Below are 17,421 nucleotides of genomic sequence, written 5' to 3' on the forward strand. Positions count from 1 at the left end.
ATGTTAACCAATCAACGTTCAAGTTGCTCTCTGGCTTTGACAACATTGCTTGGGTTGGTAGGCGTGGGGGTTTGTATAGTTGCAGGATTCTTGGCAGGAACCAGTGCTAAGTTAGTGGGTTTAGCTATAGTTGCAGTAGGGATAGTTTTTTACTTCTTTATCAAGTTTGAGCAAGCAGTATTGGTATTGTTGATATTGCGTAGCTCACTCGATGTTTTCTCAGATATACAGATACCTGCGGTCTTTGCTGTTGGCCTAGATGCTCTGACTTTGCTGTATGTAATAGTCTTGTTGTTGACGGGTCACATTGTCCGCACCGATAGATTTTGGTGGTTTTTAGCTGGCTGGGTTTTGCTACAAGGCTTATGGCTCATCCTTCTACATTTAGGAGCATTGGGGCTAGACGCTTCATATTTGCCAGCTAGTATCCGTGAGTGGGTACGTCTATTTTCTTGGGTGATGGTCTATTTACTAGTAATGCAGCTCAAGGATCGACTCCCTCCCCAAAAAGTGATTGCTAGCTTATTTTTAGCTCTCCTCTTACCAATCGCCATCGGGTTATTGCAGATATGTGTGCCTTCACTCACAGCTTCCTTGTTTTCAGGTAATGCAGGCGCTGACATTGGCTCATTGCCATCTGAAGCCCACGATCGCATTGTAGGTACTTTTGGTACAGCAAATACCTTTGCGACTTTTTTGTTACTGTTCATCAGTCTTGTGTTCTGGAAGCTGAACTGGACACAGCAACGCTGGTTTTGGTTAACGTTATTGGGCTTACTTTGTTTTTTTCTGATCAGTACCAAGACCCTGTTTAGCTTAATGATGATTGCGGTTTTTGTTTTAGTTTTAATTACTCCTAAATTGAACTTAGTAAAGCTAATTAGTGGAGTGTTGTTTTTGGGATTGGTCATCGTATTTTTTGCTAGTACAGAGTTTGGACAACAACGTCTAGCCTCCATTGCTCAAACACCATTACTTAATCCAGACATTGATATATCACGAGCAATTCTGTTATCACAGGGAGACTCAAATAGCTTTAATTGGCGGCTTTCTCAATGGTATCTACTACTTAATGCTTGGAAAAATAGTCCAATTTTTGGTTATGGTTTGGGGCTGACTATGCCAGCAGCAGGAAATGACTTTCTTCCCCACAATGATTACATCAGAGCTTTGGTAGAAGGAGGAATCATTGGTTTAGTATCTTTTTTGGCGTTGTTTGCTGCTCAGTTCACACATCTTTTGCTATTAATTCAGCAGACACCATATGGGAGTAAACAACGCAACTTGTGTTTTATTTTGTTAGCTATGCTGACATCCATACCTGTGGGAATGATTACCGAGAATATTTGGAGTCATACTACCTTATTCTTCTACTGGTGGACTTTGCTAGCAGTTGCTGGCTGGAATTGGAATGAACAGCAAGTTAGAGAGGATATGACATTTAAATAAATAGAATATCATTCTCTTTAATTTAACTGGTCTAGTCTCTTAAAGATAATTTTTGCTGATATTCTTTGGGATAAATAAATGAATAAGATAATTGATTACTTACTTCAAGATTGGCAAATTAATCAGAATACAAGCTTCAAGTCTCGTTTGGTTTTATTGATGTTTCGATTAAATATAATAGTGATAAATTTACCAATTTTTGGAAAAGAAATATCAAAAATTTATCGTTTTTTTTATCAGTTTATAGTAGAGTATATATTAGGTATTGAGTTACCTTGGGATACAAAAATTGGCTCAAACCTTAAGCTCCAACACGGTCATGCTTTGGTTGTTAATCATGAAACTGTAATTGGTGCAAATTGTACTTTGAGACATTCGACAACTATTGGTAATAAAAAATTACCAGATGATTCTATCAGTGCATCACCGCAAATAGGTAATAATGTAGATATAGGTTCAAATGTTGTAATTATTGGGCCAATAAAACTTGGTGATAATGTTGTTATTGGAGCGGGTTCTGTAGTTGTAAAAGATATTCCTAAAGGTGCTGTAGTTGCAGGAAATCCAGCAAAGATTATTCGTCTGATAAACAGCGATTCGACTGACTTATCTACACGTGATTTAGAAAATAATTTTGAACTGCCTACTAACGCTTTCAATTAATCTATAACCTCATTGATTGCCTACTTTTTGAGGTTTGAAGGCTGATGAAATGAAAACCGAGATGAAAACCGAGATGAAAACAAGTTATCAGACTAATAATTTTTTACGGGATGAAAAAAAACTTCAAGAAGTGATATCAAGGTTACAGGCATACTATAGTCATACGATCGCAAATCCTCAATGGACTGTGATATCTATATTGAGTCGATTTGTATTTTTGAGAAATTTAATAAAATTATTATCTAGAACCCCTGAATTAAATCACTATGATTTACATAAATCTCTTTTTCAAGAAATTGACGTAGATCGAATTGTCAATTCTTTAAATAAATATGGTTGCTATTTAGGTATAAAACTACCAAAGATTATTTCTCAAGAAATAATTATGTTTGCTATGTCTACAGATTGTTATGGTAATTTAGATAGCAAATGCGGCTTCCTTTATTCCCAAAAAAAACAAGCAGAGAAAAAAAACAAAGCCCCTTTCTCTACCGCGACATACTTCAACGTAGATATTCTTTGTCCAGCAATTAAAAAACTTAGTAACGATCCAGGTATCAAAATGATTGCGGCCAAATATATGAAAACAAAGCCGATTTTCACAGATGCCAGGCTTTGGTGGACATTTCCTGTTAACAAAAAAAATTATGATGTTAGTAAAACAGCCAGTTTCTTTCATTATGATCCGGATGACTATAGTTGCCTTAGATTTTTCTTTTACTTAACTGATGTAGATTTACAGAGTGGGCCCCACATTTGCATCCGTGGTAGCCATATAAAAAAAAAGATTACGCAAATTGTTTCTCTAACTCAACGGACAGATCGGGAAGTTCTTAGGTTTTACAACCATGAAGATGTTTTAACTATTTGTGGAGAGGCAGGTTCTGGTTTTATTGAAGATCCCTATTGTTTTCATAAAGCGACTCGCCCATTGCTTAAGGATCGTTTGATATTGCAATTAAGATTTGCTACCAGAGATTATGGCGTTCTAAAGAGTTCCATAGATCCATCTTTACTAAAAAATATCTTTGAGGATAACCATTTGATAGAAAAATCTAAAGTTATCTTATTACGAAATTGACAGACTAGATACTCCAAAAGAGGAGAAAAGATACAAAGCTAACTATGAAATACAAGAAGTTTGACAATTCGGACTTAGAAGTATATGTCTTAAGATTATGAATAGATTGAGAACTAAACTACGTCAGCAAATAAAACAAGCAGAATTAGGATCAACAAGATCTGTTTACACATCTGAGAGTCGGATGCGGCATCCCTTTAAGTTGTTCAAGGAAATGGGACGAGATTTATTAGCCTCCCAAGAATTAGCTTGGCGACTTCTAGTAAGAGATATTAATGCTCAATACCGTCAATCATTTCTAGGAATTTTTTGGGCATTTATTCCGCCAATAATTACGGCAGCAGGTTTCACTTTTGCTAAAAGCAATGGTGTTATCAATATTGGTAATACAGAGTTACCGTATCCTGCCTATGTTATGTTCAGTATGACACTGTGGCAAACCTTCACAGAGGCACTAAATGGGCCACTCCAAGCAGTGAACGATGCCAAGTCAATGCTAGCAAGAATTAACTTTCCCCACGAAGCACTAATTCTTGCCAAACTAGGAGAAGTATTTTTTAACTTTGGTATCAAGCTCATATTAATTATGGGTTTATTTACCTGGTTTCATATCCCAGTTACTTGGAGCCTAATTTTAGCCCCAGTTGCATTAATTCATTTAGTCTTATTAGGAACATTTATTGGTTTGTTGTTAGCACCAATGGGTGCTTTATACCAGGATTTTTCTAGAGGATTAACCTTGATTACTGGATTTTGGCTGTTTCTTACACCAGTAGTTTATCCAGTTCCCAGCAATGGAGTATTTGGCAGTATTGTGAAGCTAAATCCGGTTACACCTTTGTTAGTAACAACGCGAGAATTAGCAACAACAGGCTTTATATCAGATCCACAAGGATTTTGGGTAGCGAGTTTAATTGCAATTTTAGGATTGCTATTAGCTTGGATTATCTATCGTCTAGCAATGCCCTTTGTAATTGAGAGGATTAGTTCATAATTATGACGATTATCAATGAGCAAGAAATAGCAGCAAAGCAGCAGGGTGACGAAAGTAATATTGTCCTTTCTATTAAGGGAGTTTCTAAAAAGTTTTGTCGAGATTTAAAGCGGTCTTTGATGTATGGTGTTCAGGATATAACTTCGGAATTATTAGGGCTACGAGAAAAGAGTGATAAACTGCGAGAAAAAGAATTTTGGGCGCTAAATAACGTCAGTTTTGAATTGCGTCGAGGAGAAGCATTAGGCTTAGTTGGAAAAAATGGTAGTGGAAAATCAACACTACTGAGGATTATTGCTGGTTTAATTAAGCCAGATAGTGGTTGTGTAGAAATTAATGGTCGAGTAGCACCGTTAATTGCTTTGGGAGCAGGATTTAATCCTATTTTGACAGGGCGAGAAAATATTTATGCCAACATGGCAATTTTGGGATTGTCTAAGAAGGAAATTGATGAGAGACTTGATGAAGTTATAGAGTTTGCAGAAATTGGGGATGCAATTGATGCACCTGTGCAGACTTATAGTTCTGGAATGGCAGCAAGATTAGGATTTGCGAGTGCGATTCATACAGAGCCAGATATTCTCTTAATTGATGAAGTATTAGCTGTAGGCGATATCAAATTTAGAGCAAAATGTTTTCGTAAGTTACATCAATTAAGACAGAAAGGGACATCTTTCATTTTAGTTAGTCATCATCCTCAACATATACTCAATGTCTGTAAATTATCAATCTATCTGCTTCGAGGTAAATTAATTATTTCAGGTGAGACAAATATAGTAATAAATCGATACGAACAAGATTTATTTTCCAATCTTAGTAAAAAATCAACAGGGAAAATACATCTTCCTTTAAAGCCACCAGATAAAAGCTTAGGCTTAGATATTATTTCTATTTTTTTTAGAGACTTTCAAGATAACATAATTGATAAGCCTATATCTGGTCAACCTAGTTACTTTTGTGTTAGGTATAAAGCCTATAAAAAAATTACTAATGTTGGACTTAGTTTAGTAGTCAGGGAATTAGCTGGTGAAAGTGATGTAACTTTAATTTTGAATAGTTTTAACGATCAAAAATCATTAAATATCTTACCTGAAGAAAATGAAATACGACTTTGGATGCCATATATATGTCTAAAACCAGCTTTATATAATATGGATGTTCTCATTAAACAGGATTCTCTTTATACACTCGATTTAGTTAGTTCCTTTGAATTCACAGTGGCTTACGGGGATTGCAGTCTAGGTATGTCTAGGTTTTATCAACCACGAGAATGGTTAATAAAAAATGGAAAAGTCTAATTAACCTACTTCTTTGAAAATAAATAATATTGGTAAAGCAATGAAAATTTCTGATATTAGAGTTAAACAAATTGAAGACTTTGAAGAATTGTCTGCAAATATTTCTGCTAGTACATCTCGGCATGGAGATTTTCGAGTCTGGTTTCGTATTACTAAAGAATTTACTTATTCCCATATCACGGGAGATCCGTTTTTGGCAGGCTTTCTCATTCCATGTATGTATGCAGGTGAAAATCTTCATATTGAAGCACCTGTATCCGAATTCTTACTCAAAAATATCTCAACGATTCAGTCAATTCTAACGAAATGGTACCCAAATTTAAAAGAGATTTCTGTCAGCTGTACAGAAACATATGATTCTCTTATAAATAACAATAACGGGCAGAAAGGTTGCTTTTTTTCGCTAGGTTTAGACTCTTGGTATTCCTTTTTAAAAAATCAGGATACTATTTCTCACTTAATTCTCATTCAAGGTGCGGATATACATAATAATGAATTATGGTTATCTACTAAGCAAATTGCCGAGAATATAGCCCAGTATTTTGGAAAAAAATTAATTACTGTTCAAACAAATCTGCGCTCAAGAACTGATTTTTCTAAATTGGAAATGGTATGGGGAAAATATTACGATGATGACTTTTTTGGAGAGTATTCGCACGGAAGCTTTTTAGCAGCAATAGGACTATGTTTGACAGGAAAAATATCTGAGGTTTTCATTCCTTCATCAAGGCCTTATTCATATCTTGAACCTTGGGGTTCTCATCCTTTATTAGATCCACTATGGTCAACTCAGAATTTAACTTTAATTCATGATGGTTGTGAATCTAATCGAATAGAGAAGATTAAGCGACAAGTTGCTAAATCAGAGATCGCGCTCAAGACTCTTAGAGTTTGTTATTCCAATACTCCAAAGCAGTTATACAATTGCTGTCAATGTGAGAAGTGTCTACGAACAATGATGGCTTTACGTGCTTGTAAGGTATTAGAATTAGCTACTTCTTTCCATGAAGTATTAGATTTGAGTAGAGTTGAAGTGCTTGTTTTAAAACAAAAACAACGACGTTTTTATGAACAAATTAAATGTGAGGCTGACGTAATAGGAGATAAAGAGTTAGTTCATGTAAACAAAGTCGTTTTAGGTGAAAAATTTTCTTTATACCGCTTTTATATAAATAAAATTAAAAATAAAATGTGGATTATCACTGAAGTTTTGCAAAAAGTTAAATATATAATAGTGAATTTATTACGAGATGTTTTTATTCTTAATTTTTTAAAAAAAAGCAGTAGGAAAGCCTAGAATTAGCCAATTGTCATCGAGACTGAAGAATTACTAATACGTATAGTTGAATTTTTACAAGCTCAGGAGGTAGAAATTTTTATGTATGATCACAAAGCTCATTTAGAAGTAAAGAAGTTGTTCAAAACTGTAATTGAGGGAGGTTACTGTATAGGTTGTGGTGCATGTGCCTCAGTTAGTAACTCACCTATTAAGATGAAGTTGGATGAGTATGGATGTTTTAGCATCGACTTAAACTCAGATGATAGTTTATCCACTACTTATAATTCGCTTCTTGCTGTTTGTCCATTTTCAGATCAAAGTCTGAATGAGGATCAAATCAATCAGGAAATATTTAGCAAAGACTGTAAATACCAAGATAAAATTGGCTATTATCTAGCTACTTATGCTGGGTATGTTGTTGATAGTAATTTTCGGGAACGTGGTAGTTCTGGTGGACTTGTAACTTGGCTTGCAACCCAACTACTAAATGAAAATTTGGTTGATGGTATTATTCATATTCATCAACATCACCCTACTGAAGAAGATAGCAGATTGTTTAAATATGATTTATCTTTAACTGAAGAAGATATTCGTAATGGGGCAAAATCTCGATATTACCCAGTTGAAATGTCTGAGGTTATACAGTTAATTCGTGACAGACCTGGACGTTACGCAATTGTTGGTGTTCCCTGTTTTATCAAAGCGATTCGCTTGTTGATGCGTCAAGATACTGTCATTGCTGAACGCATCAAATTTTGTATAGGTCTAGTTTGTGGACATTTAAAAAGTACAGCGTTTGCCAAAGCATTTGCTTGGCAGAGTGGAATTGAGCCTAATAATATAATTTCTATTGATTTCCGTAAAAAACTTCCCAATGCTCCTGCTAATAAATATGGTGTTGAAGTGACTGGGATAAAAGATGGAAAAACCATCACTTTGACAAGTCCCGTTAAAGATTTTTATGTTTCTGATTGGGGTTTAGGCTTCTTTAAATATAAAGCATGTGATTACTGCGATGATGTAGTTGCTGAAACAGCAGATATCAGCATTGGAGATGCTTGGTTACCTCAATATACACAAGATAGTCAAGGGACAAACGTCGTGGTCGTTCGTAACCCAGTTTTATATCATCTGCTAGAACAAGCGAGGATATCAGGGCGATTAAGACTGGAAGTTCTCGATCCGGAAGAAGTAGTTAAGTCGCAAATTGCAGGATTCCGGCATCGACACGATGGTTTAGCATATCGACTTTTTCTTACTGATAACAAAGGGGAATGGAGACCTCCCAAGCGTGTTAAACCTAAAGCCAATCACCTTGATAAAGCAGATCAAAAACGATTTCGTCTTAGAACTTTGATTGCAGAACAAAGCCATATTGCATTTAAGAATGCAATTAAGGCTGGTAAGTTTTCTGTTTTTGAAGAGAGTATGAATCCTCTGATTCAACAGTACAGAGCGACGTACATAGATCCAAAACCCCCTATTTGGAAACGTGCATTAAGACGATTGAAAAATCTTATAAATCAGTCATTTATTTAATGGTCATCAAGACTGAAGAATTCTTAATACATATAGTTAATTTTTACAAGCTTAGGAGGTAGAAACTTTTGAATATACTTATCACTGGTATCACGGGAATGCACAATCGAGGGGTTGAGGCATTCGTCATACCCACAATTGAGCAATTACGCCAACGCAATCCAGAAATAGAAATAAGCCTTCTAACACCAACACCTGACTACGATAAAATTCGGTTACAGAATTACAATGTAAATTTGGAATTAGAAAGCAAGCATCTACAAACTTTACCCCAAAGTCGTAAAAAGCATTTATTGGCAAAGCTCCTGCCTTTCTATAAATTACCTTTAACTTCTCCTTTAATTCGTAACGCCTCGGCTGTTATTGCATCTGGTGGTGATGTTTTTAGTCCTGAGTATGACATCTCGCCTCACCTCAAACCATTGAAGTTAGCACTAGAAGCTGGTGTATCTGTAATTTTTTTGGCTCAGTCTATTAGCCCTTATAAGACTGATGAGCAAACTGAATCATGGCTTGAGGTTGCACGTTACTCAAAGCTGATTACTGTACGCGAAAGGCTGACTTATAAATACCTAACTCAAGACCTTGGTCTTTCTCCAGAATTAGTCAAACTAACTGCCGATCCAGCATTTTTGTTGCCAGCATCCCCTGTGGAGCAAGTCAATAATATGCTGAAGAGTTACGGCATCAAAGGCGATCGCCCTATGGTTGCTATTTCGACTAGCCAAGGAATCTGTGGTTACGCATTAGGTTTGGATTACAGCCAGCATTTGGAAGCCTGGAAGAAGGTTGTGATGATGATCCTTGATGAACTTGATGCTGAGGTACTTATCATCCCACACGTCCAAAAGCCTGTACCAAAAAGTGACGATCGAATTCTTGCTACTCTTTTGCTTAGAGAATTGAACTATAACCCCAGAGTTCATATTGCTGGGGCAGACCATACAGCATCAGAATTTAAGGGGTTAATTTCCGCTTGCAATCTCGTTATTGCTGAACGTACCCATGCTGCGATCGCTGGTCTATGCAGTGAAGTTTGCACTGTTGCAGTGGGCTACTCAGTTAAAGCAGAGGGTATTATGGCTGATCTTGTTGGTAGTGATTTAATAAATCAAGGATTACTAATTCCTATTGAGAATTTTATGAATACCAAACTTGCTTGTGAAACAATACGCGATTGTTGGGAAAAACGCCAACAGGTTTCTCTGCGTATTCAAAATGAGCTACCAAAAGTAAAGGATAAAGCATCAAATAATTTTGATTTACTTTTGGAGGCTATACATTAACTCCTGCTTTGTCAAAAACTGATGTTTCGCTTAAAAACTAGACTTGAAAAAATGGTCATATCGTACTGGTCAATGCATTGAAGAAGACACTAAAAGATTTGTTAGAGTAAATCAGATGCTAGATTCACGACGACCGCTTTTAATGGGTTGGGGAGGTGAAGTAGGACGTTCATTCTATTGGTATAAAGATGATAAGAGTGATACTACATCAAGCTTAATTACCCCTAATGAAATATTGAATCGAATGAGTATGCCTGAAACTCCTTATCTATTAGATCGAGCTTCAAAATGGCTTGAAAGTTTACCAATAAAAAACAATTTTCTAACTCTAGACCTTCTTTATCTAGAACAGCGACTAGCATGTTGGGCTGGCCCATCGCTCTACGGACATGTATATAATCGGTTTCGCTTATACCCCTTTACTCACAGAAGAATTATCGAAATTATGTTGAGCTTACCACCTGACTATAAACGTACTGAAACATTGGCAACAGATATAATTAAAAGCCAATGGTCTGAATTGCTCGATTTTCCATTTAACAAACCTTTAGGTATAAAAAAAATTTTTTATTTTGCTCATAAAGATTTTCAATTGGCTAAGTCAAATATAAAAAATTAATCAAGAAATCTGATTAAATACTCTCAATTACAATCTATAAATAACAATGCCAAAAACAATTCTAGTAATTAGCCCAGACCTACCCTATCCTCATAACCAAGGAAATAAACGCGATATTTGGGGTCATATTAACTTCTTTCATAGTGCGGGTTGGCGAGTAGTTTTAATAGTATGTGGATGGACAACAGAATCAGATTTAAAAACATTTAATAATCAAGTACCTATAGATATTACTTGCCATGCTGTTCAACGAAGAGTTGATTATTGGGCATTGAAAGAACACCCACAAACCATATCAATACTGCAAAATCTAATTGACTTACACCGACCTCAAGTAGTTTGGTGTGAGTATGCTCACTTTTCCTCGCTAGTCACTGCACTAAATATAAATGGAGCAAAGCTTTGGTTTCGCCCACATAATTTTGAATTACCTCATCTGATTGATAAGACTCTGGCAAGCAGACCTTGGTTGACTTGGCAAAGTTATAGCTTTCCAAAAAGAGCTTTGTCATGGTCTATAGAACTGTGTTTGAACCTTGTTCAAAGGTTCTATAAGGAACAGCTTATGCACCGTATTGCAGATCGTCTTTTTTTCATTTCTTACAGCGATCTACGCTTTATGTCCAAATTTTACAAAGACTCTGTTAGTAAAGATTGGGTTCTACCCTTTGTAGACTGTGAAACAATTCCTATCAAAGAATATAAAGCTCCACTAGATGTGGTCTATGTAGGTGTACACGCTGAAGATAACGAACCAACTATTAGGGGTTCCCATAAACTTATAAATGAAATTATTCCTGCTGTAGAAGCAACAATGCCTGGTGCTTTTCGATTCCATATAGTAGGACGGGGCAGCTATGAAATGTTTAGCAAACATGCTTCAAAAACTCTCTTTATTCACGATTATGTCGAAAACTTGCAGGCTTTCATGCAAGATATGGATATTGTCTGTATTCCAGTCGAGATTGGATGGGGCTGTAAAATTAAAATGATCGAGGCATTGGCTTCTGGCTTGCCTGTGGTAGGTAGTCAGCAAACCTTTCGTGGTGTTGAGCCATTACAAGGAGCTTACTACGTTTGTCGCACAATTCAAGATTATGTAGAAGCATTGAAGCTACTGCAAGATTCAGATATACGCAGACATACAGCTTTAGCAGGAAAAGCCGCTTACAAAACTTGGCTGAATGAAGGACATCTTATTTTGTACGCAGCCTTGGAGGAGTTAGAAACTAGGACTTCAACTTTATCTGGAGAGAGTGAAGTTGGTATTGGCATCACTACAATTTGTAAAAAATAAAGTTTACTCATTTTGATTTATATCAACAAATATGCGTATTGGATTTGCTACGACAGAATATGTCACTGAAAAAAATTTTAGTGGTGGTTTAGCTAACTATCTACATCGAGTTGCAAAGGCATTAGTGTCTTTAGGACATGAGGTTCATATTGTAGTCCTCTCAGAAATCGATCGATCTAGATTTGAATACGAAGGTATTCAGATTCATCGCCTAACTTTAGGAGAAATACAACAAATATTAGATACAATAAGTCGATATAGTATATGTCAAACATCACAATGTTTGGACTTTAGCTTTCAGGTTTATCGCAAACTTTTAAAATTACACAAACAGCAACCTTTCGATATTGTTCAATTCCCAGACTGGAATGCTTGTGGTGTAGTTTCAAGTCTTCTTTTGCCTATTCCACAGGTAACACGTATTTCTGCATATCGACCAGTATGGATGAAAATGTGTGGAGGTTCACGCGATCGCGATGAGCAAATTATAGAGTGGTTAGAGTGGCTTCAGATGCGCCTGATCAAACATATCTATGCACCAAGTTATACTCTTAAGCGTTTATTGGCTGAAGAAGCCAAAATAACTCATGTTCAGGTCATTCGCACACCTTTTTATTTAGAAACATCAGATTGGGATTCATCTGTCTTCAATGAATACTTACAAGGCAAAAAATATCTGCTATTCTTCGGTCGTTTTCAACTTCATAAAGGATTTCATATATTAGCTCAAGCACTACCTGAAGTATTTAGGAAACATCCAGATTGTCATGCTGCCTTTGTAGGACTGGATCTATCATCTTCTCTTGCACCTTCCATGAAAGAGTATGCTCTCTCACTCTGTAGTCAGTATACAGACCGCCTCATCTTTATCGATCAGATACCCCATACCCAGTTATACCCTGTTATCGCTGGCGCTAAACTTGTTGTCTTACCCTCTTTAATTGACAACTTACCTAATGCTTGTTTAGAAGCTATGGCATTGGGTAAACCTATTATTGGAACAATTGGTGCTAGTTTTGAGGAACTGCTGACCGAAGGAGAAACAGGCTTTCTTGTACCTGTGGGTGAAGTAAATGCACTAGCTACCAAAATAAATGAAGTGTGGTTGCACTCTAGTTTAAATGAAATTGGTCAAGCAGCAAAGAAGAAGGTTCAAGAATTTGGTATGGAAAATACAGTGAAAGAACTCCTAATTTATTATGACAGGATTATTAGAACTATTAGATATACTTAAATTTTATGAGTTAATAATAAATTCTAATGTTGCAGTTATAATGCCAACCTAAAATGCTAAAGCTTTTAAGAAGAAAAAGACTGTTGATATAAGTTAATTTGTAAATTGCATATTCTTGAATCGTTCAAAAACACCAAAGGCACTCATAAAAATATGAATATTTACGGCATGTGTTTAGTCAAAAATGAAGATGATATTATTATACAAACTCTTAAATCTGCTACTAAATGGTGTGATTATATATATGTCTATGATAATGGCAGCACTGATAAAACTTGGGAGAAAGTATTGGAACTTTCCCAAATATATAAGCAAATTATTCCTTATAAACAGGAAAACGATCCTTTTAGTGATGATCTACGAAGCGAGATTTTTAATAATTATCGGATAAATAGTTCTGAAGAAGATTGGTGGTGTCGATTAGATGCTGATGAAATTTACATAGATGATCCTCGAATATTCCTAGCCAAAGTGCCCCAAGAATATATTTTAGTTGTCAACGCTAGCTTTGAATATTACTTCACAGATAAAGATTTAAAGCTTTACAATCAGAATCCCTCTTCGTATGCAGATTATGTACCAGTGGAGCAAAAATGTCGCTACTACATCAATAACTGGTCAGAACTGCGCTTTATCAGATACAGAAAAGATTGGATTTGGGGTGAAAATGATGGGGGCTGGCCATCAGCTGTATGGCAAAATCCTATCTATCCAGTTAGGATATGGCTGAAGCATTATCAATATCGTTCTCCACAGCAAATTCAAAAGAGGATAGAAACTCGTCGTGAAGCTATAGTCAATAGATCGGGATTCTGTCACGAAGCACAAGCTAATTGGAAAGGATTAGTTTTTGACCAATCTAATTTAGTATCTGATTTTGAGCAACTTAATATTCAAGATATTCCAAATGATTGGACAGAGAGAATAGTTGAAGCTTCAAAATTACACTATGATACTCATGATAGAAAGTTTGTTGTGTGTGAAAATTTAATGCCTAAAATAGAAAAACAACAATTTATAATTAATAAACCTCGTTTTGAGTTACAAACAAAGCTTTTGAATACATTTCATTTTGTCAATGATAAAATAAAAAAAAGATTTTAAACAATAGTTATTAAGTAGTATTAATGACAAATTTGTAACAAAAAACCATGAAAAATATCTATATATATTCATTGAAGCAGCATTTTCAAGCTAGGTGCATGAATATTTATCTTTAGGGAAAACCCAAAATCGCTTGAGTATATAGAAAAAATATTTTCACCTATTCTTATTTACTGAAGTGCAAAAACTGCAAAAACATAGTTATTCAAGATAGTCCAGACTACATCATTTATCGCATTCCTTAATCTAAGGAAAATTACATGAATCAACTACATTCTTACCGTGCAACAATTCTACCCGTACCAGAGGCAATATCCCGTCCTGTTTGGTCGGTTATGATTCCCACATACAACTGTGCCAGATATCTGCGCGAAACACTAACTAGCGTGTTAGCTCAAGACCCTGGTTCGGAAATCATGCAGATAGAGGTCATTGATGATTGCTCTACTAAAGACGATCCACAAGCAGTGGTTGAAGAATTGGGTCGAGGGCGCGTTGTTTTCTATCGACAGCCAGAGAATGTCGGGTATATAAAAAACTTTGAAACTTGTTTAAAGCGATCGCGAGGTAAGTTAATTCATTTATTACATGGCGATGATTGTGTAAAAAAGGGTTTTTATCGCAAGCTGCAATCAGCTTTTGAAGATAACCCAGAAATAGGTGCTGCTTTCTGCCGTCATTTTTATATGGATGAGAACGGTCATTATCAAGGAAGTTCTGCCTTAGAGCAACTTGAAAGTGGAATTCTGAGCAACTGGTTAGAGCGAATTGCAATTGAACAGCGCATTCAAACGCCTTCAATTGTCGTGAGGCGGAGTGTCTATGAAAAGCTAGGAGGGTTCGATCGCCGATTCTCGTGCTGTGGTGAAGATTGGGAGATGTGGGTACGAATTGCAGCGCAATACCCAGTGTGGTATGAAGTTGAACCTCTAGCTTTATATCGCATCCATTCAAACTCTCTTAGTCGGATATCTACCCGTACAGCAGCAGATACTCAAGAATCACGTATGGCAACTGAGATTATGCAAACTTACTTACCTACATTAGTTGCTAGAAAACTATCTAACAAAGCTAAGGAAAATGTCGCTATTTACTCTGTTCAAGATTTAGTATTGCAGATGTTAACTCTTGGCGATTTTACGGCTGCAACTACTCAAATTCAAGAAGCCTTAAAGTGTAGTTATTCTCGAAAAGTCTTGATAGAACTGAGCCGCACTATTTTCCAAAGTGGAAAATTCTGGATAAAAAAAGTAATCAAGTCCCAAATGAGTTTGAAAACTCATCAGTAGACCTCTTGCATGAATCAGAATATAAGTTGCTAAACAAATAATTTTCTCGTTACTCTCTGCGCCTCTGCGTAAACCTTAAAATTCTTAGTTTCAAATATTCGTGCAAGAGGTCTAGTGAGCGTTAGTAGAGATTTAGACAGTAAAACATCATTATTGAAGTTGCTCACTGAATATATGCTCAAAAACTCATAAAAAACCAAGAGGATAATATTTTTACTATTGTCAAGGTGCTGATACATGCCTAAAGTTACAGTTTTAATGCCAGTTTATAACGGAGAATTCTACCTTAGAGAAGCGATAGATAGTATCCTTAGCCAAACCTTTCAAGACTTTGAGTTCTTAATTATTAACGACGGCTCTACAGATAGCACGCGAGAAATCATCTGTTCGTATGATGATCCACGTATTCGGTTGATAGATAACGACTACAACCTTGGCTTAACGCAAAGCCTAAATAAGGGACTGAAATTAGCTGAAGGAGAATTTATTGCTCGTCAAGATGCAGATGATATTTCAGAGCCTGAAAGGTTAGTTAAGCAAGTTGATTTTTTAGAAACACACCCCAAAGTAGCATTAGTCGGTACATGGTACAAGCAGATAGATACTCAAGGAAATCTCATTTGCAAGTGCCAGTTACCCTGTGATTGTACACAAATTCGTTGGAACACTTTATTTTACAGCCCTTTTATTCATAGCGCGGTGATGTTCCAAAAATCCTCTGTTTTAGAGCAGATTGGATTCTACAATAAAGTTGCTATTCATGCTGAAGATTATGAATTATGGTGTAGAATTGCCCTTCGTCTAAAAATTGCAAATTTAAGCGATTATCTAATACAGTGGCGAATACATCCCTCATCTGTAACAGCTACCTATGAAAATATACAACAAGATACAACGCTTTGGATTCAGATTAGCAATATAGAACATTTATTGGGAGCGGAAGAAGTTAAGAGGTGGAGTAATGGAATACACCTTAAATCAATAATTGCTTTATGGCTTGGTGAGCTAGAAGAACTAAAGGATCTGAATCTACAACAGCTTAATCAAGTTATAGAACGAATATTTCACTTACATCATGCTTTCTGTAATTACTACAAACTCGATTGGGAAGAATCTAAAAAACATCGTAATGAAGTTTTGATTTATCTTAGTACTCAGCTATTAGAGCTAGCTTACGACGGCTTAGAGCGAGAAGAATATAATACTTTACAGCTTTTAAATATAGCTTTTCGCCTGAATTTTAGCATTCTGCTGACTAAAAAAACTATGCTTTTATTTATTAAATTAATTATAGGAACGCGGTTATTCAGAGAGATTCGACAGATGACTCAATATAAATTTAGACTAGAACAAGACTAATATTTGTGATGAAACAAATTTCTACAAATCAATATTGCAATCTTCAGTAATACAACAATAATTTCATGAGGTACTATGGATATAGCCTACATTATATCAGCATATAAATATCCACAGCAATTAATACGTCTAGTCAATAGATTAAATGCAGATAAAACGTCTTTTTTGATTCATGTAGATAAAAAAACAAATAATAAAATATATCAAGAAATGGTTCAAGGGCTATCCAAGTATTCAAATGTTTGTTTTCTTGATAGACACAAATGCTATTGGGGCAATTTTGGTCATGTTTTAGCTTCTATAAAAGGAATCAAAAAAATATTTGATAGTAATATATCTTGTGATTACATTATTCTGTTGACTGGACAATGTTATCCTATTAAATCTAACAAAAAAATCCAAGATTTCTTAAAACAGTTGAATTATCATTCTCTTGTAAATTTCTCTCCTTTACCAAATGATGCATGGATAAATCTAATGGATAGAATTGAATATTTTCATTTCAATCTTTTTAATAAACGCTTTCGCTTTCCAGTTTCATTGTTTCAACACCAATTAAAACGCAAATTTCCTAAAGGCTTTAAACCATATGGTGGTTCTTCATATTGGTGTGTTTCACGAGAACTTGCAGAATATATCAACTCATTCATAAATCATAATCCTAACTTTGTTAATTTTTTTAGAAATGTATTAATTCCTGATGAAATCTTCTTTCAAAGCATTGTCATGAATTCGCCCTTCAAAGAAAAAGTAATAAGCAACCATATGACCTATACACTGTGGACGGGTTATTCGGACAATCCAGAAATATTGGGTATCAATGATTTTAATAAGTTGTCTCAATCACCTTGTTTATATGCCCGAAAATTTGATGCTACTAAAGATTCTAAAATATTGGATTTAATCGACAAATATCTTTTGGAATCATAA

15 protein-coding genes are annotated in these 17,421 nt (G+C 35.5%); all 15 read left to right on the forward strand.

What is annotated here, in order from left to right; genetic code table 11:
• On the forward strand, positions 1 to 1,449 hold the full coding sequence (locus tag GJB62_RS04315; RefSeq protein ID WP_114085602.1) for an O-antigen ligase family protein: 1,449 nt from the start codon (positions 1 to 3) through the stop codon (positions 1,447 to 1,449).
• 78 nt (positions 1,450 to 1,527) lie between these two features.
• On the forward strand, positions 1,528 to 2,112 hold the full coding sequence (locus GJB62_RS04320) for a DapH/DapD/GlmU-related protein (protein ID WP_114085603.1): 585 nt from the start codon (positions 1,528 to 1,530) through the stop codon (positions 2,110 to 2,112).
• Positions 2,113 to 2,146: 34 nt separating this feature from the next.
• Entirely contained in the window at positions 2,147 to 3,193 is a 1,047-nt protein-coding gene (locus GJB62_RS04325; RefSeq protein WP_147262585.1) for a hypothetical protein, read from the forward strand.
• Positions 3,194 to 3,407: 214 nt separating this feature from the next.
• Positions 3,408 to 4,187, forward strand: a complete 780-nt coding sequence (locus GJB62_RS04330; protein ID WP_114085622.1) for an ABC transporter permease — start codon at positions 3,408 to 3,410, stop codon at positions 4,185 to 4,187.
• Positions 4,188 to 4,189: 2 nt separating this feature from the next.
• On the forward strand, positions 4,190 to 5,485 hold the full coding sequence (locus GJB62_RS04335) for an ABC transporter ATP-binding protein (protein WP_114085605.1): 1,296 nt from the start codon (positions 4,190 to 4,192) through the stop codon (positions 5,483 to 5,485).
• A gap of 13 nt (positions 5,486 to 5,498) precedes the next feature.
• A complete protein-coding gene (locus GJB62_RS04340; protein ID WP_209271475.1) occupies positions 5,499 to 6,782 on the forward strand; it encodes a hypothetical protein in 1,284 nt (427 codons plus the stop codon).
• A gap of 81 nt (positions 6,783 to 6,863) precedes the next feature.
• A complete protein-coding gene (locus tag GJB62_RS04345) occupies positions 6,864 to 8,303 on the forward strand; it encodes a Coenzyme F420 hydrogenase/dehydrogenase, beta subunit C-terminal domain (protein ID WP_114085607.1) in 1,440 nt (479 codons plus the stop codon).
• Between the two features lie 68 nt (positions 8,304 to 8,371).
• Positions 8,372 to 9,589 carry a polysaccharide pyruvyl transferase family protein gene (locus tag GJB62_RS04350; RefSeq protein ID WP_114085608.1) on the forward strand — a complete coding sequence of 406 codons (1,218 nt, stop codon included), beginning with the start codon at positions 8,372 to 8,374 and terminating at the stop codon, positions 9,587 to 9,589.
• Between the two features lie 43 nt (positions 9,590 to 9,632).
• Complete coding sequence (locus tag GJB62_RS04355; protein WP_147262586.1) at positions 9,633 to 10,208, forward strand: hypothetical protein; 576 nt, start codon at positions 9,633 to 9,635, stop codon at positions 10,206 to 10,208.
• Positions 10,209 to 10,254: 46 nt separating this feature from the next.
• Positions 10,255 to 11,505, forward strand: coding sequence for a glycosyltransferase family 4 protein (locus tag GJB62_RS04360; protein ID WP_114085610.1), 1,251 nt, complete (start codon positions 10,255 to 10,257; stop codon positions 11,503 to 11,505).
• A gap of 31 nt (positions 11,506 to 11,536) precedes the next feature.
• On the forward strand, positions 11,537 to 12,739 hold the full coding sequence (locus GJB62_RS04365) for a glycosyltransferase family 4 protein (protein ID WP_114085611.1): 1,203 nt from the start codon (positions 11,537 to 11,539) through the stop codon (positions 12,737 to 12,739).
• Between the two features lie 153 nt (positions 12,740 to 12,892).
• On the forward strand, positions 12,893 to 13,843 hold the full coding sequence (locus GJB62_RS04370) for a glycosyltransferase family 2 protein (protein WP_114085612.1): 951 nt from the start codon (positions 12,893 to 12,895) through the stop codon (positions 13,841 to 13,843).
• 260 nt (positions 13,844 to 14,103) lie between these two features.
• Positions 14,104 to 15,132, forward strand: coding sequence for a glycosyltransferase (locus GJB62_RS04375; RefSeq protein ID WP_114085613.1), 1,029 nt, complete (start codon positions 14,104 to 14,106; stop codon positions 15,130 to 15,132).
• A 237-nt stretch (positions 15,133 to 15,369) separates the two neighbouring features.
• Positions 15,370 to 16,491 (forward strand): glycosyltransferase, encoded by a 1,122-nt coding sequence (locus GJB62_RS04380; protein WP_114085614.1) that lies wholly within the window; start codon positions 15,370 to 15,372, stop codon positions 16,489 to 16,491.
• A gap of 75 nt (positions 16,492 to 16,566) precedes the next feature.
• Entirely contained in the window at positions 16,567 to 17,421 is an 855-nt protein-coding gene (locus GJB62_RS04385; protein WP_114085615.1) for a beta-1,6-N-acetylglucosaminyltransferase, read from the forward strand.

Source organism: Nostoc sp. ATCC 53789 (assembly GCF_009873495.1).
Lineage (GTDB): Bacteria > Cyanobacteriota > Cyanobacteriia > Cyanobacteriales > Nostocaceae > Nostoc > Nostoc muscorum_A.